16 protein-coding genes are annotated in these 22,632 nt (G+C 38.1%); 9 read left to right on the forward strand and 7 right to left on the reverse strand.

What is annotated here, in order from left to right:
- Together lon and CH364_RS03110 are read left to right on the forward strand one after the other, a co-directional pair.
- Complete coding sequence (lon, locus tag CH364_RS03105) at nt 1–2,328, forward strand: endopeptidase La (protein ID WP_423790167.1); 2,328 nt, start codon at nt 1–3, stop codon at nt 2,326–2,328.
- Nucleotides 2,325–4,805: a transglycosylase domain-containing protein gene (locus tag CH364_RS03110; protein ID WP_100742168.1), complete on the forward strand. Its 2,481-nt coding sequence runs from the start codon at nt 2,325–2,327 to the stop codon at nt 4,803–4,805. Before lon ends, CH364_RS03110 begins: the two co-directional genes overlap by 4 nt.
- On the opposite strand, the gene CH364_RS03115 is transcribed toward CH364_RS03110, so the two are convergent.
- Nucleotides 4,762–6,186 (reverse strand): ABC transporter substrate-binding protein, encoded by a 1,425-nt coding sequence (locus CH364_RS03115; protein WP_100742169.1) that lies wholly within the window; start codon nt 6,184–6,186, stop codon nt 4,762–4,764. The two genes, CH364_RS03110 and CH364_RS03115, sit on opposite strands and share 44 nt — an antisense overlap.
- A gap of 2 nt (nt 6,187–6,188) precedes the next feature.
- Here CH364_RS03115 and CH364_RS03120 point away from each other — a divergent pair, with 2 nt between their 5' ends.
- The gene (locus CH364_RS03120; RefSeq protein ID WP_100742170.1) at nt 6,189–8,072 is read left to right on the forward strand and encodes an ABC transporter ATP-binding protein; all 1,884 of its coding nucleotides are present in this window, start codon (nt 6,189–6,191) and stop codon (nt 8,070–8,072) included.
- Nucleotides 8,073–8,089: 17 nt separating this feature from the next.
- Here the strand turns inward: CH364_RS03120 and CH364_RS03125 are convergent, their stop codons facing one another.
- Nucleotides 8,090–8,500: a zinc ribbon domain-containing protein gene (locus tag CH364_RS03125; protein WP_100742171.1), complete on the reverse strand. Its 411-nt coding sequence runs from the start codon at nt 8,498–8,500 to the stop codon at nt 8,090–8,092.
- 71 nt (nt 8,501–8,571) lie between these two features.
- On the opposite strand from CH364_RS03125, the gene CH364_RS03130 reads away from it, so the two are divergent.
- Nucleotides 8,572–10,074: a succinate CoA transferase gene (locus CH364_RS03130; protein ID WP_100742172.1), complete on the forward strand. Its 1,503-nt coding sequence runs from the start codon at nt 8,572–8,574 to the stop codon at nt 10,072–10,074.
- The gene (locus CH364_RS03135; RefSeq protein ID WP_100743370.1) at nt 10,071–11,324 is read left to right on the forward strand and encodes an FAD-dependent oxidoreductase; all 1,254 of its coding nucleotides are present in this window, start codon (nt 10,071–10,073) and stop codon (nt 11,322–11,324) included. Before CH364_RS03130 ends, CH364_RS03135 begins: the two co-directional genes overlap by 4 nt.
- Nucleotides 11,325–11,336: 12 nt before the next feature.
- Here CH364_RS03135 and CH364_RS03140 read toward each other — a convergent pair whose 3' ends face one another.
- Complete coding sequence (locus tag CH364_RS03140; protein ID WP_100742173.1) at nt 11,337–12,092, reverse strand: SAM-dependent methyltransferase; 756 nt, start codon at nt 12,090–12,092, stop codon at nt 11,337–11,339.
- A 41-nt stretch (nt 12,093–12,133) separates the two neighbouring features.
- On the opposite strand from CH364_RS03140, the gene CH364_RS03145 reads away from it, so the two are divergent.
- The 4 genes from CH364_RS03145 to CH364_RS03160 all read left to right on the forward strand — a co-directional run bounded on the left by CH364_RS03145 (nt 12,134) and on the right by CH364_RS03160 (nt 17,299).
- A complete protein-coding gene (locus CH364_RS03145) occupies nt 12,134–12,400 on the forward strand; it encodes a metal-sensitive transcriptional regulator (protein WP_004786149.1) in 267 nt (88 codons plus the stop codon).
- A 101-nt stretch (nt 12,401–12,501) separates the two neighbouring features.
- On the forward strand, nt 12,502–12,726 hold the full coding sequence (locus CH364_RS03150; protein WP_100742174.1) for a YgaP-like transmembrane domain: 225 nt from the start codon (nt 12,502–12,504) through the stop codon (nt 12,724–12,726).
- Nucleotides 12,727–12,729: 3 nt separating this feature from the next.
- Nucleotides 12,730–14,142: a TolC family protein gene (locus tag CH364_RS03155; protein ID WP_100742175.1), complete on the forward strand. Its 1,413-nt coding sequence runs from the start codon at nt 12,730–12,732 to the stop codon at nt 14,140–14,142.
- Nucleotides 14,120–17,299 (forward strand): efflux RND transporter permease subunit, encoded by a 3,180-nt coding sequence (locus CH364_RS03160; RefSeq protein ID WP_100742176.1) that lies wholly within the window; start codon nt 14,120–14,122, stop codon nt 17,297–17,299. The genes CH364_RS03155 and CH364_RS03160 overlap by 23 nt, the downstream gene beginning before the upstream one ends.
- Nucleotides 17,300–17,403: 104 nt before the next feature.
- Here the strand turns inward: CH364_RS03160 and CH364_RS03165 are convergent, their stop codons facing one another.
- From CH364_RS03165 to CH364_RS03180, 4 genes are all read right to left on the reverse strand, one after another.
- Nucleotides 17,404–18,186 carry a hypothetical protein gene (locus tag CH364_RS03165; protein WP_100742177.1) on the reverse strand — a complete coding sequence of 261 codons (783 nt, stop codon included), beginning with the start codon at nt 18,184–18,186 and terminating at the stop codon, nt 17,404–17,406.
- Between the two features lie 157 nt (nt 18,187–18,343).
- Nucleotides 18,344–19,150 carry a hypothetical protein gene (locus tag CH364_RS03170; protein ID WP_100742178.1) on the reverse strand — a complete coding sequence of 269 codons (807 nt, stop codon included), beginning with the start codon at nt 19,148–19,150 and terminating at the stop codon, nt 18,344–18,346.
- A 42-nt stretch (nt 19,151–19,192) separates the two neighbouring features.
- Nucleotides 19,193–19,999: a hypothetical protein gene (locus tag CH364_RS03175; RefSeq protein ID WP_100743371.1), complete on the reverse strand. Its 807-nt coding sequence runs from the start codon at nt 19,997–19,999 to the stop codon at nt 19,193–19,195.
- A 146-nt stretch (nt 20,000–20,145) separates the two neighbouring features.
- Nucleotides 20,146–22,527, reverse strand: coding sequence for a HAMP domain-containing sensor histidine kinase (locus CH364_RS03180; RefSeq protein WP_100743372.1), 2,382 nt, complete (start codon nt 22,525–22,527; stop codon nt 20,146–20,148).
- Between the last annotated feature and the right edge of the window lie 105 nt (nt 22,528–22,632).

Consider the following 22,632-nt stretch of genomic DNA (forward strand, 5'->3'; position numbering starts at 1 on the left):
ATGGAAGACTCTCTTCCTAAACAGATTTTTCTTCTCCCTATAAAGGTAAGGCCTGTATTCCCTGGAATCATCACCCCTTTAATTGTTCCTCCTGGGCGTTTCATACAATCTATCGAAGAATCATCGAAAGGCGCTGGGTTTTTAGGGTTAATTCTTTTAAAGGAAGATGAATCGGACCTTCCGTCGGAAGATAATATATTCCAAATTGGTGTGGTGGCTCGAATTCTAAAAAAAATTAATCTACCTGATGGTGGAATGAATATTTTAGTAAATACCATTCAAAGATTCAAAATCAATTCCATTCATACAAAAGAACCAGTTCTTGTCGCTAACGTAAGTTATCCGGAAGAAGAGTTGGGTACTAGTAAAAATAATATCAAGGCTCTAATGAGAACCTTACTTATTTTGACGAAGGAACTCGCCCAAAACAATCCTCTGTTTACAGAAGATATGAAACTTACGATGATGAATGTTAATGAACCAGCAAAAATGGCTGATTTTGTTTGTTCCATTTTAAACTTAGAAAAAGACGAATATCAGTCTGTGATTGAGGCGGTTCAAATCAATGATCGATTGGAAAAAGTATTATTATTTCTTAAAAAAGAAATAGAGTTGGTTGTACTTCAGAAAAAAATCCAAGAACAGATCAACGATAAAATTGATAACCAACAACGCCAATTTTTTCTGCGAGAACAACTAAAGGCCATTCAACAAGAGTTAGGAGTTGGAGAAGATAAAACCGAAATCAAATACGAAAAACTTTTGGAGAGACTAAAAGCAATACCAGTTGCTGAAGAAATTATCACTGAAGTGGACCGGGAAATTGATAAGTTTAAAAACTCAGATCCAATTTCTAGTGATTATAATGTCATTAGAAATTATTTAGATTTAGTGGATGCCCTCCCATGGGAAAAACCAACTGAGAAAGATGTAAATCTTCTTCATGCTAAAAAAATACTCAATCGAGATCATCATAAACTTGAAGATGTGAAGGAAAGAATTTTAGAATTTTTAGCAGTTCATAAACTTAATCCTAAAAGTAAAGGATCCATCCTATGTTTGGTGGGTCCACCTGGTGTAGGTAAAACTTCCATTGCGAAATCCGTTGCAGAAGCACTCGGTAGAAAGTTCTTTCGGTTTTCAGTGGGTGGAGTTAGAGATGAAGCTGAAATCAAAGGACATCGAAGAACTTATATCGGTGCTATGCCCGGAAAACTCATCAATGCACTAAAGATCACTAAAGAAAGAGATACTGTGATACTTTTAGATGAAATTGATAAGATGTCACAAGGTTACCAAGGTGATCCTCAATCAGCCTTACTTGAAGTTTTGGACCCAGAACAAAATTCAAATTTTAGAGACCATTATTTAGATTTACCTTTTGATCTTTCTGATGTACTTTTTATCGCTACTGCGAATACATTTGAGCCAATCCCTCGAGTTTTGCTTGATCGCATGGAAGTGATTCAACTTTCAGGTTACATCACAGAAGAAAAAGTTCAAATATTCCAAAAGTATCTTTGGAAAAAGATATTTGAAAAAAATGGATTAAATCCTAATTCCTTTTCAATGAAAAAGGAAACGGTTGCTCTCCTTATCAATTCTTATTCTAGAGAATCGGGCCTTCGCGGTTTGGAAAAAACATTTGATAAACTGGTTAGGAAAATTGCCCTAAAACAAGTATTAAAGGAAAAGTATTCGAAAGAAATTCGAGAAAAAGACTTGGTGGATTACCTTGGACCTCCTCCATTTGTTGACGATCGAATGACTAGTCCAAAAGTTCCTGGAACAGCACTGGGTCTTGCTTGGACAAACGCAGGTGGTTCTACATTGTTAATTGAAGCTGTTCTCATTCCAGGCAAAGGTGGTCTGACTCTTACAGGTCAAATGGGGAAAATGATGGAAGAGTCGGCAAACATTGCTTTATCGTTTGTTAAGAATTATATAAACAATGATGTTTTGTTTGAAAAGAAAGCCATCCACTTGCATGTCCCTGATGGAGCAACTCCAAAGGATGGACCAAGTGCAGGGATTACTATGGCAACAGCGATTTTGTCTCTCGTAACAGATCAGGTAATTGCACCGGGGGTTGGAATGACCGGAGAACTTACGTTAACTGGTGAAGTTTTGGCTATCGGCGGCTTGCGTGAAAAAATCGTAGCTGCAAAACGAGTTGGGGTTAAAAAAATTATTTTTCCAAAAGACAATGAGAAAGCATTTCAGGAAATTCCTGATTATGTGAAACGTGGTGTTACTTTTTACCCTGTGACTCGCTTTGAAGAAGTAGAAAAGTTGGTATTTCGTAAATCAAAAGGTAAAAAGAAATGAGCCAACAAACGAATTCTTTTATACTAATCTTAGAAGTATTATATGGTCATTTTATAGATCTCCTTCGTTTTTTCTGGGTTAGGCGGGTTCGTTTTTTAAGTTTAGGATTAGTGATTGGTATTTTTTTGTCTTTTTTCTTTTTAGGCGGAGCTTATGTGGTTTGGTCTGGCGAAGAAGCACGAGTTCATAAATCTCTTGAAAAATACAGATCAGAAGTATCTAACTTTTATGATAGTTTCCAGCCAAAGTCAGTTAAGATTTTGGATAGCAGTGGGAAAGTTATGGGGGAGTTTTACCGTAGAAATTTTCGACCCATTCGAACTGACAATTTAGGAAAACACAATGTCATTGTATGGGCAGTTCTTTCTTCTGAAGATAGGGAATTTTTTTCACATTCTGGATTGAACTATACTGCCATAGGCCGTGCCATTGTTACAAATTTGGTTCAGTTTCGGTTATCCCAGGGTGGATCGACCATCTCACAACAGTTAGCTAAACTTACTTTAAACTTAGGAAAACGAAATTTATTTAATAAGTTAACTGAACTGTATTGTACATTTTATATTGAAAGCCAATATTCTAAAGAAGAAATTTTGGCGATGTATCTAAACCAAATTTTTTTAGGTGAAGGAAATACTGGTGTAGAAGAAGCTGCAAGGTATTATTTTAGAAAACCAGCATCAGAACTCAGTCCAGAGGAAGCTGCCTTACTTGTAGGTATCATTCCTGCTCCAAGTGTATATAATCCTGTCAGAAATTTAGGAATTGCACTTTCGAGACAGAAACGCGTGTTATATGACATGGCAAGGAATCCAGAACTGCATCCATCTCAAAAAGATATTCCAAATAAATTTTCTGATTCAATTGAGTTGAATCTAAAAAAATTTAGAACTATTTATAAAGTTAAGGAAAATAAAGACGAAGAAGGAAATCCAAAGTATTCCAGTGAAATTGGAAAGTATGGTGCTGATAAAGACTTTCGTGTTAACTTAGCTCCAGATTTTAATTCTGAAATTCGAAGGTTTGTATTGGAAAAATTTTCAAATGAAGATTTGGAAGAACGTGGTTTACTTGTTTATACTACTTTGGATTTAGAAAAACAAAGATTCGCCGAAGAAGCGTTACGTGTTGGCGTTGACTCTGTCAGAGCCGATCTTACAAAACAAGAAGCAGACTATCAAAGCAAAGGAAAAGCAGAATTAGCCGAAGTCACTCGTGCCATTTTACCACAACTGAGTGGATCAATGATTTCATTAGATCCTGAAACTGGGGATGTGGAAGCGATGGTAGGTGGTTATAAAATTTCAAATGTGTTTCGCTTCAATCGCGCAGAGGATGCGAGAAGACAACCAGGATCCACCATCAAAGCCCTCGTGTATGCACTTGCATTTGAAAAACGAATAGTTAATCCTTCCTCCCGAATCAAAGACGAAAAATTAGATATCTCTGGATATTCACCGAAAAACTGGTATAAAGGTTATAAAGGAGAGATCACAGTTAGGCAAGCACTTGCGCAGTCAGTCAACACGGTCTCTGTTAAGTTACTACATGAAATTGGGATTTCCTATTTTGTTCAAAAATTAAGTGCCATCCTTTCCATTCCTGAAGAAGAGGCAGAACTTCGGTTCCAACGAAATTTATCTTTAGCACTTGGATCAGGGGAACTTAGCCCCATGGAACTTTCTGTGATTTATGCAACCCTTATGAATGGGGGACGACGAGTCACTCCTAGGAAGATTATAAAAATCACTGATTTGGATGGAAACGAATTCTATAATACAATTCCCAACGAAGCCGCAGAACAGATATTAGATCCAGTAGCATGCGCCATGGCAATTAATACGTTGCAATCGGTTTTGACTGAAGAAGGAACAATGACCTTAAAGCGGAAAGAAGGGGAACCTTTTTTGTATGCTGGAAAAACAGGAACAGTCCAATCTCCAAAATTAACTTCATCCAGATGGAAAGGTTTGAAAGGCGTTAGGGATGTTTGGTTTGCAGGTCTAACGCCAAGAAATGTAACGGTTGTTTGGGTAGGGCATGACGAAGGAGCACCTTTCCCTGGTTCGGGTTCTGGAGTTTCCGGCGGAATTTGGTACAAATACACTCAAAATGTAAAATCTAAACTTGGGATGGGGAATCAGTTGATTTCAAACTTTGTTGGAGATTTCGTAAAAGTAGATGTTTGCGCTGATGACGGAACTATCATCGAGTCCACTCCAGATTACATTTGTAAGGTTCCTTTGTATGCACAATATTATTACATTGGTGATTTACCGCCGAAACGAGCCGGTTTTGCAAAACAAGAACCACAACAAAATTCAATTCCAAAACCTGAGTTAATAGACGATGACTCGGAAATTTCGACTTACGATTCACAAGGAAGTCGTATCCAACCTACTGCAGTGGATTCAGTAGAACTAGAACCGCCACTTATAGAAAATCGGCGAGCTCGTTATAACGAAGAAACTCCTTAGAAACTAAATAGTTTTCTTGGATTGACCAGAGAAATATCCAGGGTTTGTCTTCTCGAATTTTTTCTATGACTGTAAGTGCATCTCGGCTATTTTTAAAAGGTTTATCTAAAATTTTTCCAACATCTTTGTTACTATAAAAAGACCGGTTTCCCCCGTTCCCTAGTTTTTCTGGATGAAAGAGTGGGTCTAAAAAATTCCAAACCGAATCAAAGTCGGAATACCAAGTGAGAAGAGTTAAATCTCCTTTTCCTTCTCCATTTTCTTTATACAATGGAGCTTTTTCCATTGGTCTGAGTATGACTGTAAGTCCAATTTCTTCTAATGCTTGTTTGATGGCTCTTCCTTTCGATTGGTTTTCATCATCACCGCGCATTCGAAACTCTAGATTTGTCAATTTAATGTTCGGATAACATTTAGATTGCTCCAGTTCTTTTTTCGCCAATTCTTTGTTATAGTTTTCTACCTTTGTGTTTTTTCCCTTCGAAATTTTTTCAATGTAGTCGATTGGGATGGGGCCATAACTTAGGTCAGCATGATTTTCTAATAGTTTATTAATGATGAGCAGGCGAGGAATGGACAAGTTTACTGCCGTTCGGAAGTGTTTGTCGAAACAAGGATTGTTTTGGTTGATTGCCACATACTGGATTGACCTTCCTTTTTTTGTGAGAGTGAATTCTGAATTAGCCTCGGGTAAAGAAAGAAGAAAGTCGGTAAGTTTGAATGCATCCAACTTTCCTTTACGATATAAAAATAAGGAAGTGGAAGATTGAGGTAAAATGAGAAACCGAATTTTTTTAGGAAACTTTGTATCGGTTTCCTTTTGTCTCTCTACATCTATAGATTCATTTTTTTTCCAATCGATGAGTTTGTATTTTCCATAGGACTTTAATGTTTCAGTTTCCCATTCTTTTTTCCCGATGATGGAAGCAAAAGGTAAACTGAGTTTCTCTTTCCATTCGGTTTCCAAGGTTCCCTGTTTGAATTCTAACTCCATTTGATCTTCTGATATGCGCCGAACTTGGACTAAGAACTGGTAGTCACCTTTTCTTGGATAGGTTTCTCGGATCAAACGAGACAAACTGAAAACAATGTCATCCACAGGAGGGGCAAACGGATGCAACTGGAACCACCAAAGATTCTTTGTTGGGTGTGGTATTTTTTTGAAGGAGTGAATCCATGGTGAGTGGATCCCATCTGAATTTTGAATCCAGAGCCCTTGGTGGATGAATTTGGCTAATTTTTGACCTGATAAATCTGTGATATGGAGTGGATCCAGATGAGCAGAGTCTGACGGAAGTGCCACTTTTAGATCAAAATCGGGAGTTTCCTTCCGGCAAAAAGTGAGGGACAAGAGAAAGAAAACGAGGGATAAGGTTCTCATACGTGAAGATTTACCGAAAACTCTGGCCATACTTGGCAAAATACAAATACAGACTTAGCCTTGGTGTTTTCTTGTCTATATTTGTTTCCATTTTTAATGGAGCCTCCCTCACGTCTCTGATTCCCATTTTTGATTCATTGGGAACCGGCGAAAATTATAAGTTTCAAATTGCTTTAACAAAGAAGGACCAGGCCCTCCTTGCTGAATATAAAAAACCAGATCGTTTAGAAGGATTAAAGTATTGGGAATGGCAGTTTGCAAATCTAAAACAAAACACAAACGATGAACTTGCCGATAAAAAACCGGATGATTTGGTTTATCTATTTTGCCTCATTATTTTACCGATATATTTTTTAAAATTAATCTGTTTAGCTGGTACAGTTTACTTTGTCAATTCCGCAGGTCTCCTTGCGGTGAGCGATCTCAGGCAAGCACTATATAAAAAACTCCAGGTATTGCCCCTCAATGAGTTTTATCGTGAAAAAACCGGAGTTCTTATGAGTCGAGTGATCAACGATGTGGATATCGTTGGTAAAGTGGTTTCGAATGATCTAAAAGATGCAATTAACGATTTTTTTTATATCGTCACTCATTTAATCATCTTACTTGTGCTAAGCTGGAAATTGTTTTTTTTATTATTCATTGTAATCCCATTGATTGTGGGTCCTGTAAGCACGTTTGCTGATCGTATTCGAAGAACTACCAAAAACCAACAGGAACAATTATCGGAATTAAATGGAGACCTTCAAGAAGTCATTTCAGGAATTCGTGTCATTCGTGCATTCTCAATGGAAGACAAAGAAGCAGATAGATTTTTGAAGGTTAATCAAAATCTTTCGGACAAGACCTTTAAAACACATTTTTATCATCAGATTGGCCCCGCCTTGACAGAGTTATCTGGTTCTGTAGTGACAATGGTCTTTTTGGGGATTGGTGCTTATTTGTTAGAGGACGCTAGTTTTTCTAAAGGGATGTTTATTGCTTTTTTTCTAACTTTGATATTTCTGATGCGTCCGTTGAAACAAATGAGTATCCTCGTGAATTTAATCCAGGCCTCTGTCATCGCAAGTGACAGAGTATTTGAAATTTTGGGAAGAGACGTTGATATTAAAGAGCCCATCACTCCAAATCAATTGGGTGCATTATCAAAATCTATTGAGTATAAAAACGTTTCCTATTTATATCCTAATACTGATATTTATGCATTAAAAAATATTAATCTAACATTGCCACGCGGTGGAACCATTGCGATTGTTGGCTCTTCTGGTGCCGGTAAATCTACGTTAGTCGATCTTTTGCCAAGGTTAATTGATCCTAGTGAAGGTGGAATTTTTTGGGATGAGGTGAATGCAAAAGATTTAACTTTAGATAATTTGCGAAAACGAATCGGGGTAGTTTCTCAGAATATATTTCTTTTTAATGGTTCAGTTCGTGAAAACATTGCTTTTGGTAAACCTGATGCTTCGGAAGAAGAAATTAGACGTGCCGCTGAGGATGCATTTGCTTCTGAGTTTATCGAAGCTTTTGAAGAAGGTTATGATACGATAGTCGGAGAACGAGGTGTGATGTTGTCTGGTGGCCAAAGGCAGAGGATTTCGATTGCGAGAACTTTACTTGCCAATCCAGAAGTATTGATTTTGGATGAAGCTACTTCTGCGTTAGATACTGAATCGGAACGCCTTATTCAACAAGCCTTTGTTCGGTTGTATGAAAACAAAACTGTCATTATCATTGCTCACCGTTTATCTACAGTAAAAATTGCAGATACAATTTATTATTTAGAAAATGGTGAAATCGTAGAAAGCGGAAGCCATACGGATTTACTCAAAAATCAAAACTCCAAATACAAACGTTTGTATGACATGCAGTTTTCCGGATCTGTATAACTAAAAACAAAAACGTTTTAAGTCAACCTACCGGTTCCGCAATTGGGACAAAACTTTGCATTGGGAACAGCAACAAACGAACCGCAGTTAGCACATGTCCAATTTTCAATGATTTTCGGGCTATTCATTACAGTTACATTGGATTTCACTGTTTTTAATTCTAATTCCACGGAATCCAAAGCTTCTATATAAGGAAGTGATTGGATTTGAAATTCTTCTTCTGTTAATTTTCCTGAATCAAAATCTGATCGGATGTCTTTTAGTGAATCGAGCAAGTTTCTTTTTTTTTCTGTAATCGGTTTGAGATGGGCATTTTCATCCCTTCCAAAAGGAGATTCATCTAGGCGGAAACGGTAATGAAATAAGACAAAAGGAGCGATCAGAATGATTCCAAAAACAAGACAATACAGATATAAGAGAAAATCCATACGTTCAGAATTTGGACTTTTTATTTTTAAGCAATCTCTTTATCTTTGGTCATAGAAGAGATTTTACATTTATGGCCGTTACAAATTCATTAATTGAACAAAAATTAAAAACTGCAGAAGAAGTGGCAGCGCTCCTACCCCAACAGGTCACCTTAGGCTGTTCCGGTTTTACTCCTGCTGGATACCCAAAACTCATTCCCGTTGCCTTTGCCAAAAGAATTGAAGATGAAAAAAAATTAGGCAAAGAGTTTTCGATTAACTTATATGCCGGTGCCTCCACAGGTGAGGAATTGGATGGTGCTTTGGCAAGAACTGGTGCCTTAAAACTAAGAATTCCTTACCAATCCAATTCCCATCTTCGCAATCTCATCAATCAAGGCGAAACTGACTTCATCGATATGCACTTATCACATGTCGTAAAATACATTGAGCATGGGATATTACCAAAAATCGATGTCGCTATTGTTGAAGCAATTGACGTTACCGCCGATGGAAAAATTTATCTGTCTACTTCATCCGGTATGAGTGCAACTTATATTCGTAATGCGGAATCCATTTATATAGAGTTAACCGATACACACCCCCTAGAATTAAAAGGTTACCACGATATTTATCTACCAAACCATCACGAAAAGGGACTTCCGATCAATATACTGACACCAGGTGATAGGATTGGTTTACCTTACATCCAAGTACCTCCCGATAAAATCAAAGGGATTGTACGTTCAAACAAACCAGATGCAGCAACGGTTTTTAAAACTCCCGACGAAGACTGCCAAAACATTGCGGCTCATGTTTTGTCTTTTATCCAACATGAAATAAAAAAAGGAAGAATTCCAAAAGAGTATCTTCCGTTTCAAAATGGGGTAGGAAATATTGCAAACGCAGTTCTCGCTAGTATGGCCAAAGATCCAAATTTCCATTCAATTCAAATGTATACTGAGGTGGTTCAGGACTCTGTATTTGATTTAATTGATGCAGGAAAATTAGACATTGCATCTACTTCTGCATTAACTTTTTCTGAAGCAGGTTTAAAAAGATTCCATAATAACATTTCAGAATGGAAATCCAAATTTGTCATTCGACCACAAGAAATATCCAACCACCCCGAAGTGATCCGGCGTATGGGCCTCATTGCAATGAATACAGCAATCGAAGTTGATATATATGGAAATGTAAATTCAACCCATGTGATGGGAACTTCGATGATGAATGGAATAGGTGGATCTGGAGATTTTACTAGAAATTCTCATTTATGTATTTTTATGACTCCATCTCTTGCAAAAGAAGGAAATATATCGGCGGTTGTACCGATGGTGTCGCATACAGATCATAATGAACACTCCACAATGATATTTGTAACCGAGCAGGGGTTAGCTGACCTTCGCGGTTGCCCTCCTAAAAAAAGAGCTGAACTCATTATCAATAATTGTGCTCATCCAATTTATCGTGATAAACTTCGCGAATATTATGAAAACGCACTCCGCGTATCAAAAGGAAAACATACACCACACGACCTAGAAAAAGCACTTTCTTGGCATGTACAATTTTTGAAAACAGGAAGTATGAAGTGATTGCAGTTGTTGGTTCTGGGATAGCTGGACTAACTGCCGCTTGGGCCATTCGTAAATTTAAAGATGTAACATTGTTTGAAAAACATCCAGAAATTGGAATGGCTGCCTTCGGTGCCAAACAAATGGTGAATGGTGGAGAAGTGGAATTTGATATTCCATTTCGAACTATCAAACGTGATTATTATCCTACTCTTTTTCAGGTTTATGATAAAGCGGGGATAAAAACAAGACCAGTAGATTATTCCTTTCGAGTAGAATCCAATGAGGATCCAATTTTCGGATTTCGGTCTCATCAAATTTTTGGAATTCCGTTTGGTGTTCCAACCTTGGATTCCATTGTATCCAAAAAAGGGCGTAGAATATTCTCCGACTTACTTAAGTTTTATGCCAATGCTAAAGAAGATTGGAAACAAGAAAGTCAAAACATATCGATATTGGATTTTCTTATTAAATACAGATATTCTGAAGAATTTATATACGAATTCCTTCTCCCAACATTTGCACTTGTCAACACTTGTAAAACAGAAACTGTAGGAGCGTATCCTGCCGAAACAATTATCGGTTACCATTCACGTGGATATTCATATACTCCACAAGAAACGGCAAGTTTGGGAACAAGAGATGTTGTCAATCGACTCACAAAAGATTTAAATAATGTAACTCTCAACGCTGGTATCCAGAGAATATATAAAAAAGCAGACAAAACTTTCATTCAATTTGCTAATGAAGAAATTGAATTTGATCATGTCATTCTTTCTACGCAAGCAAATCAAGGAAAAGACCTTCTCGGTGTTGGTTTCGAACTAGAAAAAGAAATTCTGGGTGAATTCCGTTATGAATCCAGCGATGTTGTATTACATACGGATGAATCCTATTTCCAAAATTCGAATGTATCATTAATTTTTAAGATCAGAGATGGTTTTGATAAACCAGAAGTAACTTTGGACTTAGGTAGGATCATTCCAGAGTTAAAAGGAAAAAAAATATTTCAAACATGGAATCCGCACAAACTCCCCAAAGAAGTGGATACTTTAAAGATCGCTAAGTTTGAAAGACCAGTCATGGACGAACGTACAGCTAAAGCCATTCAAAGAATCGCAGCCTTTCATGCTGAACCAAAACGTAACCTTTGGTTGTGTGGATCTTATTCTCTTTATGGGATTCCTCTTCTGGAGGCTGGTGCAAAATCATCACTACTCGTTGCTTCTCAATTACTCAATCAAAGTATAGATGATTTGATTCAAAAATGAAAAATATGTTAACTATTTTTCAAAAACATAATAATGGTAACTAAGATAAAAATATTTAGTAAACCAATTCAATAGGTTTCCGAATGCTCTTAACGAGGCAGGTAAACTTTCCGAGTATTTGATAAATCCGTGGAGAACTGGTTTGGTCCAGTCTTCATTTTTAATCTGTTTGAAACCAATAGATTTTAATTCTGCAATTGTTTCTTCCATTGGTTTTAAATTTCCTTTTGGGATGAGAAAAGGTAGATACAACCACCAAAATTTTTTAAATTTCTTTTGGGTGATCTGAAAATGAGTAAATGCCAATCTGCCACCAGGTTCTAAAACCCGATAACACTCAGAATAGAATGCATACAAGTTTTCAAAATGATACGAAGCATCTAATGAAAAAACATATTGGAAAATACAATCATCAAAAGTTTTTATTTTTTCCCAACTACCTTCTAAAAATGGAGAAATTAATATATGGTTATCGGAAAACAACTGTTTAGCGAAATCTGATTGTTCTCCAGGTAAATTGATGGCAGATAATTTTTCAGGATCATATTTCTTTGCTAAGTAAACCAAACTACCTCCAAGCCCCGAACCCACTTCTAAAATTTTCTTTTTCTTTGTTAATTGGCAACGGTTTGTGAATTCAGATACAAATCTAAGTCCTGCTGTTTCATAAGAAGTTTCTCCTTCCCAATACCCGAAATTGGAAAGGTAAAAGGGAGGCGACTGGGGAAGGACTGTGACTGGAGATTTAGAGAATGGGAAGGGTGTCATTTTTTGCTTGATCGATTCTTATACCCTGCCGGGTATGTAGTATGAGCCTTTCGGAAAACCAAACAAAACTGATCCACCGTATCAATCGAATCCAGGGACAGCTGGAAGCAATCAAGAATACAATCACAACGGAAGAAAAAGACTGCGAAAAAGCCATTTTACTCCTAAAAGCTGCACACCAAGCTATGAAAAAATTTGGTGAGGCCTATATCCACGAATACATGGATACCTGCTTTAAAGAAAAAAAGTCAGTTCAGAACATCGAAACAGACGTAAAAAAAGCCATTACTGCCGCATTTTCCCTCTAAACCAATCGTAACCTTCCTCCCAAATTTATAAATAATCTTGCCATATATACCCCATGGGGTATATATGGATTAAATCGCTGTATACTATAGGGGGTATGGTAATGTTTCTTGCTTCAACAAAAACTTGGTATTTGGAACGAGTGGTGTATTTCATCGCTGGACTGTTCAGTTTAGTAGGGGTGTCACTTGGTACCTTTATTTCTCCTTGGTGGTATTTATTGAATCTGCTTGTGGGTGTAAACTTGGTTGTTTTTTCAACCATCGGTTTTTGTCCTATGGCAATTCTTTTGAACAAACTTGGTTTTGAACCAAAGGTTAGGGATTAAACAATGAAATCTATCATTAGCTTTTTGCTTTTGATTGGTCCGATGGCTCTCTTCGCAGAGACCGTCGGTTTTAATGATTTGTGGAAACGAATTGAAGAAAATTCTTCGGCTAGAAAATCAAAGTATTTGGAATGGAAAGCAGGAGAAATTGCCAAGGATAGGTCCGACAAACATTGGTTACCCAGAGTTTATACCGATTTACGTACATTCCAAACAAACGATCCTACATTGAATTTTATGGGAAAACTGAGCCAACGAAGTGCTACTGATTCAGATTTTTCCACCGCATCCACGAGGTATAGGCCAGGAAACTTTTTAGATTCGAATAACCAACCTTATTCGACACTAAATTCCGATACAATGAATCTTTTTGCAAAAGATACTCTTAATAATCCAGGCAGTCATACATATTCGCGAGGAACACTCGGAATGGATTTACCTTTATTTGAAGGAGGATCGGGAAAAACCCTCTCAGCAATGAATGAAAAAAGATCTGTCGGACTTAAGTTTGAATGGTTAGCCGTCCGTGATAGAGAATTTGCTCAGACAGGATTTTATTATAGAGCCATACAATCATTAAATGAATACAAACGTAGGTTGGAACAGATTAAAAAAATTGAATCGAAATTTCAATCAAACTATTCACTTGGTAATAAAGGAAACCCTGTTGGTTATGCAGGTTATCTTGCATTAAAATCTATAAAAAATCAAATTACCATTCTAGAAAAACAATCAGATCTACAGATCAACGATTATAAAGAAACATTATATGTTCTCTCTGACCTCCCATCTTCCGAAATAGAGATTATCGAATCTGATTTAAATGTTTTTTTAGACACTTATTTTAAACGTCCTTCTGGATATGAAAGATCAAATCAAATGAATGCACAGATCAAATACGCAGAAGGAGAAAAACTGAAAGCGGATATGGAAATGGCGAAATTTTTACCTAAGGTAGGTGCCTATTCTGAAGCATATGGATACCAAGGGAGTCGTAATACAACCAATGCCTACCAAGCAGGTGTGTATCTACAAATGAACCTTTATAATCCAAAAGATATGGGTGTGGTAGAAGAATCCAAACTCAATGCAGAAGCTGCCCTAAAAAAAATTCAGGAAAAAACAAAAGAAGAGGAATCACATGTAAAAACTCTTTTTCAAAAAGAAATTTCACTCAATGAAAGTCTTGAGTTGGTAAAAGAAACTGTGAAGTACCAAGACGAACAAATTGTGAATATGCAAAGACTCTTTCAAAGTGGAGCAATCAACGCCATTCAATTTGCAGAAACCTTAAATAAGTCTTTAGAATTATCTCGAGTTCTGATGGAAACAGAAATCGCTGTTTTGCAAGTAAGAACAGAAACGTCGTTATTTTCAAATAAGGAAGAATCAAATGAATCCATTGGAAGAAATTAAAAAAGGATTTGCTGGACGACTTGCAGAAACTTTTTTGCATTCTCGTCTTACGCCAGTGATCGCAATTGCAAGTTTGGCATTGGGCCTTTTTGCAGTTTATTTAACTCCAAAAGAAGAAGAACCTCAAATTTCAGTCCCCATGATTGATATTCAAATTCCTTCTCCGGGGTTCTCTCCGGAAGAAACGGAACGAAAAGTCACTGAGGTAGTTGAACGTGCAGTTTGGGGTTTGGAAGGAGTTGAATATGTTTATTCCACAAGTAAATGGCATGGAAGTTATATTACTGTGCGATTTAAAGTGGGAGAACCCATTGAGCCATCTCTAGTAAAAATTCATCATAAGTTGATGGAGTTAAAGAGTTCACTCCCAAAAAACACAGAAAGTCCTATGGTAAAATCCTATTCCATTGATGATGTTCCGTTCTTAGCTTTGAGTTTTAGTTCAGAAACATTGGATGATTATACTTTGCGCCAACTTGTCGCACCTTTGGCGCGAGAACTTTCTTCGACGCCAGATTTAGCATCAGTACAAATGTTAGGTGGTTTAAAGAAAGTAGTTCGTGTGAAAGTAGATCCAAACCTCCTTAATCGTTATGGAGTTACTGCAATTGAGGTTGCTGAAAGTTTAAAACAAAACGATGCCTTAATTCCTGCGGGAAAAAATTGGTCTTCTGATTCTGTATATGATATGGAAGTTGGCGGTGTGTTAAAGAGAACTTCTGATGTTAAACGACTTCCGGTAGCACAAAGGGGAGGACGTGTTGTTCGCATCCAAGACCTTGCAGTCGTTGAAGAAGGTCCAGAAGAAAGAACAAGGTCCTCAGCTTTATATGATAAATCACTGGGTGAAGGAAAACGAAATGCAGTCACCATTGTTTTTGCTAAACGTAAAGGTACAAACGTTGTTAATTTATCTAAGGATTTATTAGAAAGGGCTAACTTATTTCAAAAGGATCTGCCAAAAGAAATTCGTTTGAGTGTAATCAGAGATTATGGAAGTACAGCAGAAGATAAATCACATGAGCTCATTGAACATCTCTTGATTGCCACAATTTCTGTTACGGTTCTCATTGCGCTTTGGATGGGGTGGCGGTCTGCTCTTGTAGTTGCCATTGCCATTCCAGTGACATTAGCTCTTACTTTGGCCATTTATTATTTCCTTGGATACACACTCAACCGAGTGACATTATTTGCTTTGATTTTTTCCATAGGAATTTTAGTAGATGATGCCATCGTAGTGGTAGAAAACATAGAAAGACATTTAGAAGAAAATCCAAAGTTAGGAATCATCCGTGCAACACTTGTTGCAGTATCGGAAGTAGGAAATCCTACCATCCTTGCCACTTTTACTGTGATTGCTGCTATATTACCAATGGCCTTTGTTCGAGGACTCATGGGTCCTTATATGAAACCAATTCCTGTGGGTGCAAGCCTTGCGATGATCCTCTCTTTGATTGTTGCCTTTGTAATCACTCCTTGGGCGTCGATTAGGTTACTAAAAGAAAATCATTCCCATTCAGAGAGTGAATCTGGCGAAGATAAAATTTCTAAACTGGATCGCATTTATATTCGCTTTATGAATTGGTTACTTGGATTCAAAAAGAACGCAGCCATATTTGGTGCAGTTACCATTGGTTTGCTGATTGTTTCAATGGCTTTTGTTGGATTTAAGTGGGTAAAGGTAAAGATGTTACCTTTTGACAATAAAGAAGAGTTTCAAGTATTGTTAGATTATCAGCCAGAAACTACACTCAGACAAAGTATGGTTCATTCTGAAGAGTTAACAAAAATTCTTTTGAAAAATCCCAATGTGGAAAAAATTCAAATTTTTGCAGGAGAAGCAGCACCGTTTTCTTTTTCGGGAATGGTAAAACATTCCTTTCTTCGTAATCTCGATTCCATGAATGATTTGCAGGTCATTTTGAAAAACAAAAATGAAAGGAAAGAATCAAGCCATGAGATCATTGAAGCTTTACGATCCGATATACGTATGTTTGGTGAACGTTACCATGTTGTGACTAAAGTGTTGGAAATCCCTCCAGGACCTCCCGTGATGGCAACTATGGTTGCAGAAGTTTACGGGCCAACAGCGCTCGAAAGAAAACGTGTTGCAGAAGAAATTTATGATGTTTTTAGTGCAGAACCAAGTGTTGTGGATTTGGATACTTCTCTGCGAAATGGTCGTCCCAAACTGGTATATCCAATCGACTTTGAAAAGTCGGGGTTATTTGGAATCAAAACTTCTGCCCTGGCTTACACAGGCTCCATTCTTTTCTCAGAATCACCTCTTGTTAGTTTGGCCACTGCGGAAGAACCGGAGGAAGTATCAGTGAATCTTTCTGTGATACAAAATGCACGAGGGTCTAAAAATCCATTCCAAAATCAAAATATCATGTCAATGGAATCGGGTGTGGTATCTTCAGAACGAGTATTGGGAAATGTTTACAAAGAAGAAGACCGAGCGCTCTTTCGTAAAAATTTAAAACCAGTTAACTATGTGATGAGTGAACTATCTGGTGCAGAAGAAGCTCCCGTATATGGAATGCTAAAACTTGCGCCAAAGATTAAATATGAAACACAAACTGCAGATGTTCCTTGGAATACTACAAAACCAGTGATTAAGTGGGATGGGGAATGGTTTATCACCTATGAAGTGTTCCGTGATCTTGGTGGTGCCTTTGCTGTAGTGATTTTACTCATTTATGTTTTGGTTTTAGGTTGGTTTAAAAGTTATACTGTCCCACTGGTGATCATGGCTCCGATTCCTATTTCTCTGATTGGGATTTTACCTGGTCACTTTGTGATGGGAGCTTATTTTACAGCAACTTCTATGATTGGATTTATTGCAGGTGCTGGGATTATCGTTCGAAACTCTATCATTCTAGTAGATTTTATCGAAGGCGAAATTAAAAAAGGTGTAGAACTCAAAGAAGCCGTAGTCCATGCAGGAGTAGTTCGTTTTAGACCCATGTTACTGACTGCCTCTGCAGTGGTGGTTGGATCCTTCGTTATGTTATTTGATCCAATCTTTCAAGGACTCGCCATCTCACTTATGTTTGGTGAAATTGCCGCTACCGTCCTCAGTCGATTTGCAGTGCCTGTAATGTATTATTGGTTGATTGGAAAATCAAGACAGGGTGTGATTAAACACGGGTAAACTAAGAATAAATCATTTTATTAAAATAAAAAAGGCTGAAATTTCATTCAGCCTCTCAATGAAAACCCTTTGGATGGAAACCAAAGGGTTTTTTATCAGACGAATTAACGAGTTCCCTCGCTTTTGAGTTCACTATGGTTCAAATACAATCCAGTCGCTGTTAGAGACGGTGCTCTTAAATGGCCAGTGTATTGTGTGTATGTAGTGCTACCACTCACAATAGAAGATTGGCATTTATCAAGTCCACCAGCGCGGTTGTATCCACAAGAAGAATGGTATGCCACTGCATAGTCATCTTCTCCAGGTAGGATGGCAGAAGCTCCAAATGCACCTTTGTAACCAGGGACATGGTTGATCTGAATTCCACCTGTGTTGTTGTGATTGAATGCACCGCGAGCAGTGGATACGATAAGAGACTTGTCCATCGCATTTCCTGCAAATCCAAAAGTAACTCCATTGAGTGCAGAAGCTAGTTCCGATCCACCAGAAGCTGCAGCAAGTGCTGTTACTTTTGTGAGATTGAAACCTTTTGCTGATGCGGTCGAACCAAGGTTTGACAACCAAAATTCAATCGCATAACATCCTGCAGAGTGACAAACGATTTTGCAAGAGTTAGAGCCTTTGCAATAGTTTGTGAGACCTGTCGCAATGTTTGTTTGTGCGCGGGCAGTTCCGTAAGTTCTAGGATCGGAAGTTCCATCATAACCGATGAAAATTTTAGATCCAGAAACTGTATTCGCAGAGGTTCCCCAATACGAATTTACGTCTGTTGTCCCCACACCGTTGTGGTTTTTGTCTGATTTTCCGTGAATGAACACGGTGTATGTTTGTGCACTGAGCGACCCCGCAAACAGCATCGCAAGTACAGTGGTGATGGTTCTTCGCATTTTTTTTTCCCTTTCCTGATTTTCTATATTACGACACAAATTCCATAAATAAGTCAAATATGTCAAATTATATATGATTGGGGCAAAAAAAAGGCCAGCCGTTTGGCTGACCTTATCCTTTTCTCTTTTTTAAGAGAAGAGTGGGAGTTTCGGCGATTTACCGATATCCTTCTGATTTGATTTCACTGTGGTCTAGGTAAAGTCCAGTAGCAGTTACAGAAGGAGCACGGTAGTGTCCGCTGTATTGTGTGTAAGTAACGTTGGAATTGAAAGGCCAGATTCCTTCACTTTGTGTGAGAGAAGATTGGCATTTGTTAAGTCCACCTGCTTTGTTGTAACCACAAGAAGAGTGGTATGCCACTGCATAGTCATCCTCGCCTGGGAGGATCGCAGAAGCACCAAACATCCCTTTGTAACCAGGAACGTGGTTTACCGCAACTCCAGCAGTGTTGTTGTGATTGAATGCACCACGTGCTGTTCCAACAATCAGAGACTTATCCATTGCGTTCCCACCAAAGCCAAAAGTGATTCCGTTCAGAGCAGAAGCAAGTTCCGATCCACCAGAAGCCGCAGCAAGTGCAGTTACTTTTGTAAGATTAAACCCTTTTGAGGATGCCGTAGAACCAAGGTTAGACAACCAATACTCAATTGCATAACAACCAGCAGAGTGACAAACGATTTTGCAAGAGTTAGATCCTTTGCAATAGTTAGTCAGTCCTGTAGCAATGTTAGTTTGTGCACGGGCAGTTCCGTAATTTCTAGGATCAGAAGTTCCATCGTAACCGATGAAAATTTTAGATCCAGAAACGGAGTTAGTGGAAGATCCCCAGTATCCGTTTACATCTGTTGTTCCCACACCGTTGTGGTTTTTGTCTGACTTACCGTGAATGAACACAGTGTAAGTTTGGGCACTGAGCGATCCTGCAAACAGCATCGCAAGTATTGTTGTGATTGAGCTACGCATCTCTTTTTTCCTTTTCCTATCTTTAAATGATACCTAAAAAACTTATCTCCAGCCCTCGGTTTTGATTTGTCCGTGGTCTAGATAAAGTCCTGTTGAAGAAACAGAAGGAGCACGGTAGTGTCCACTGTATTGGTTGTAAGTTTTGTTGGATCCAAATGGCCAAAGACCTTCATACTGAGTGAGAGAAGATTGGCATTTATTTAAGCCACCTGTTCTGTTATATCCACAAGAAGAGTGATAAGCAACAGCATAATCATCTTCTCCAGGAAGAATGAGTGAAGCACCAAACATACCTTTGTAACCAGGGACGTGGTTTACAGCAACACCAGCTGTATTGTTATGATTGAAGGCACCACGAGCTGTGGTAACGATGAGCGATTTGTCCATCGCATTTCCACCAAATCCAAAAGTAATTCCGTTGAGAGCATTTGCAAGTTCGGACCCACCAGAAGCCGCAGCAAGTGCAGTTACTTTTGTGAGATTGAATCCTTTTGCTGATGCAGTCGAACCAAGGTTAGACAACCAATATTCGATAGCGTAACATCCAGCCGAGTGGCAAACAATCTTACAAGAGTTAGATCCTTTGCAGTAGTTTGTGAGTCCAGTAGCGATATTCGTTTGTGCACGAGAAGATCCATAAGATCTTGGATCGCTTGTTCCATCGTAACCGATAAAAATTCTGGTTCCGCCAACAGAATTGACTGAGGAACCCCAGTAGCTGTTTACGTCAGTAGTTCCGACACCGTTATGGTTTTTGTCTGATTTTCCATGTATGAAGACTGTGTAAGTTTGGGCGCTTAGGGATCCCGCTAAGAGAAATGCCGTGAGAGTTGCTAGTATGGTTCGCATTTTGTTTTCCTGTTTCCGAAGGTATGTTCCCATTGTTCTATAAGTTTGGCAAAAGATTGACAAGAAATTTTTTTCCAAATTTAGACAAAATTTTAACATAAATTTGCCATTGTCAGGGTTTCTCTGACAATCCTTAGGAGTGGTTCCTAGGATTTTGCTAGGGGAATGCGGATGGTGAAGAGAGTTTTGCCGGGCTTACTTTCGACTTGGATGTTTCCGTTGTGGTTTTGGATGATTTTTTGGACAATAGAGAGCCCAAGTCCCGTCCCCATTCCCAGCTCTTTCGTGGTAAAAAAAGGTTCAAAGATGCGGGGAAGGATGTCTGAAGGGATCCCTTTTCCGTTGTCTTCAATGGTAATGAGAGCATCTGGCCCTTCTTCCTTCAGAAGAATCCGAATGACACCTCCTTCTTTTGGGCAGGCTTGGATGGAATTGTAGATAAGGTTTGTCCAAACTTGTACGAGTTCATCGGCATGACCAAGAACCACGGGGTCTCCCATAATTTTCCAATCGATCTCAATGTTTTGTTTCCAACTGGTGGAATACATAGAAAGAACCGAATCAATCCCTTCTTTGAGTGAAAGAAATTTTTGGGATTCTTTGGGGCCAGAATAAGAATGGTGTTTTAAAGCAAAAACAATTTTAGAAGCGCGTTCCACAGCTGTTTCTATAATTCCCAAATGAAACCCAATGACAAAGTCGTTGAGTTTGGATTGAAATGTGTTTCGTCCATCTTCTGTCTCAAATAACTTTTGATACTCATCTGGAATGGTTTCAATTTTAAAATCGAAACAAGTATCAGCTAGGGAGATCGGATCGGGAATTGACTTGGATTTAAAATAGGCAATGAGTTCTTTTTTTCTTTTGAACCTGGATGTAACTTCAGAACGTTTTTGCGTTTTAAATTCTTCCAGAAATTTTTCTGCCAAAAATGTGTTCTCCGATTTCTCCAAACCGATGATATTGGTTTGTCCGTCTTTAATGAACTGAATACTACCTTTAATGGCTGCTAGTGGGTTGTTGATTTCATGTGCGACGCTGGCTGCAATTTTTCCAAGAGTTGACATTCGTTCCGCTTGTAAAAGTTGTTCTTGGGTTTCGCGAAGCTCTAAGATGGTTTGATTTAATGATTCAGTACGTTCTTCAATTTTTTGTTCTAACTGAAGTCTAGCATCCCGAACAATGGAAATCATTTCATTGAAACTATTGGATAACTCACCAATTTCATCTCTGCTTGATACTTTGACAGTAACAAACAAATCGCCCGAATGCATTTTTCTTATTCCAGCAAGTAATCTTGTTAACGGATAAACAATACTTGTTTTGTGCAAAACGGGGTACAACATAAAGATAGTAAAAAGAGAAAACAATAAAGTTACAATTAGCCAAACTACTGTTTGGTGTACCATGTTTCTGTATTCAATATAAGGGATTGCGATTAAAAAATGATGGTTTTTGGCATGAAAGTCAGATGTCCAATAAATACCACTTGGGTCTTGGGAAAAAGATTCCAATTGAAAGGATTCAAAAGTCGCTGGCCTGGTTTTTACTTGTTTGATTGAATCTAAAGTGAAATTAGATTTATTGATTCGGAAGTTTTGATCCTGAATATCAACCACTAATTCAGAAAGATAAACAAAAGGATACTTTGAACCTAAATCCAGTTGTGTTTTGATGCTATGTTTTTCACGACTCATTTCATTTTGGAAATCTACGCGGAATCGATTGAATAAAAAATTGGCAACAATGGATAGGATCAAATATAAAACTGTTAAATTGAATGTCATGATTTTGAATCCGACAGTAGACGGAATCGTTTCTTGGTTGAGTGAAACCAAAACAAGAATAGTCATGATAATGATTGTTAGGTTGGTCAGTAAAAAAAGAAATGTGGGTTTACTAAAATAATTTAGATCCACAAGAATGTCAGCAAACGCCAATGAAAGAATCCCTAGGATGGCTAGTAGAAATCCACCTGTGTTTCTTTTTTGTATCCCTTGAAACTTTAGATACTTAGCAAGAAGCGCAATGATTGTATTTCCAAAAATCAAACATAAAACGCCTGCAATGGACACGATAGAAAGTTGAACCAGAGGTGAAGAGGAATGTTGGTTGGGAACATAGAATTCCATTTTGGGATCAAAATGGACCTCTCTGAAAAAAAAGCCGATTCCATTGGAAAGGATTGCTAGAAAAGCCAAAACTGTGTGGATGCGAAGGCTCCATTTTTTCCAACGTGGAAAACTATTTTCCTGAAACCCAAATGCCAAGTTAGAAGAAGCAACACCCAAAATCAATATGACTGGATTTTTCAAAAATACGAATACGTATGCGGTCCAAGGTGCAACAAAGGAATTACAAATGGACCAGGCCACTGACCAGAAAAAAAGGCAGAAAAGGGGGATGAGAAGGCCCTGGAAAGTCGGAGTCAAATCCTCCTTTCGAGACATAAAGTAGACAAAGGCAATCCCACTCACTAAACAGAGTCCAAAATAGAAGAAACTATAAAGATTCAGTAAGGGTGCCAAGCCAATCCAGGAATCCCTGGCAATTGACTTTCGGCAAGCATTTCGTTTCTCACAAAGAATTCCCATGGTGCGTCGCACAAAATTGGTCTTGCCGGCCGAGGGACT

Source organism: Leptospira harrisiae (assembly GCF_002811945.1).
Classification (GTDB): Bacteria; Spirochaetota; Leptospiria; order Leptospirales; family Leptospiraceae; genus Leptospira_A; species Leptospira_A harrisiae.